The organism is Frankia sp. CcWB2 (assembly GCF_977927585.1).
The window spans coordinates 854-1,779 of sequence record NZ_CDWRCM010000116.1 but is presented as its reverse complement, the minus strand read 5'-3'; the positions used below and the strand labels follow the sequence as shown (position 1 = coordinate 1,779).

The 926-nt window shown below is 64.7% G+C and carries 1 pseudogene; it reads left to right on the top strand.

Annotation, left to right across the window (positions count from 1 at the left end):
* Positions 1-876 (top strand): annotated as a pseudogene (locus tag ACY45C_RS13355) (reverse transcriptase domain-containing protein); the annotation flags it as partial.
* Positions 877-926 lie beyond the last annotated feature (50 nt).

The window sequence follows — 926 nt, the reverse complement described above, 5'->3', positions numbered from 1 at the left end:
CAGGGGCGCGCGAACGGCCGGGGTGGATGGGCAGACCGTCCACTACGTGGAGGCCGAGGTGGGGGTCGAGGTATTCCTCGACCGGCTACGGACCGAAATAAAGGACCGTAGTTTCCGTCCGTTGCCGTCACGGGAACGATGGATCCCGAAACCGGGCACGACGAGACGTCGCCGCCTGGGGATCGCCGCCGTGCGGGACCGGGTGGTCCAGGCGTCCCTGAAACTGGTGTTGGAGCCGATCTTCGAGGCGGATTTCCTCCCGTGCAGCTACGGGTTCCGCCCGCACCACCGGACTCACGACGCCGTGGCCGAAGTGCGCTACCTCACGGCCCGCTCCTACGAATGGGTCGTGGAAGGCGACATCAAGGCATGCTTTGACGAGATCTCGCATCCAGCCTTGCTTGATCGGGTGCGGATACGAGTCGGAGACAAACGGGTACTGAGCCTGGTGAAGGCGTTTCTCAAAGCGGGGTCCTCGGCGAGGACCGAGTGCTCCGAGATACCAACGCCGGAACCGCGCAAGGGTCGATCCTCTCCCCGTTGCTCAGCAACGTGGCGCTCGCCGTCCTGGACGAGCACATCGCCCAGGCTCCGGGCGGGCCTGGGGTGAGCCGCAATGATCGGCTCACCCGTCGCCGTCACGGCCAGGCGAACTATCGCCTGATCCGTTACGCCGACGACTGGTGCCTGGTCGTGTCGGGCAGCAAAGCCGACGCGGAAGCCCTGCGGGAGCAGATCGCTGGGGTCTTGTCCACGATGGGGTTGCACCTGGCGCCGGAAAAGACCCTGGTAACCCACATCGACGAGGGCCTCGACTTCCTCGGCTGGCACATCCAGCGCCGCCGGAAGCGAGGAACAAACCGGCGTCACGTCTATGGGGACGTAATGAAGTAACAAATACGTGATCGAGAGCATCATCGCAGGTC